This is a genomic window from Monashia sp. HAY1-2A, from assembly GCF_056755315.1.
The window spans coordinates 1-271 of the sequence record NZ_JBNDHY010000415.1 but is presented as its reverse complement, the minus strand read 5'-3'; the positions used below and the strand labels follow the sequence as shown (position 1 = coordinate 271).

Genomic DNA, 271 nt, shown 5'->3' with positions numbered 1-271 from the left:
AGCTGGGCAGGTTCTTGAGGCCGCCACTGCCGCTTGTTGCCACGGCAACCACCAGGATGGCGGGCATCATGATGAGTGCTTCCAGGATGAACAGCATGGTGGCATCCACCTTGCCGCCAAAGAACGCCATGGTGCAGCCATAGACGGCGGAGATCAGGACGGATATGCCGCCCACAATCAGGCCAATGAGAATCGACGTCCTGGTGCCATCGACAATGAGCGCCATGAGGTCGATGCCGGCCTGGGTGGTGCCCAGGAGGTGGTCGGGCGA

Annotated in this window: 1 pseudogene; it reads right to left on the bottom strand. The window is 61.6% G+C overall.

The annotated features are described in order from the left end of the window. Nucleotides 1-271 (bottom strand): annotated as a pseudogene (locus ACPYOM_RS22530) (ABC transporter permease); the annotation flags it as partial.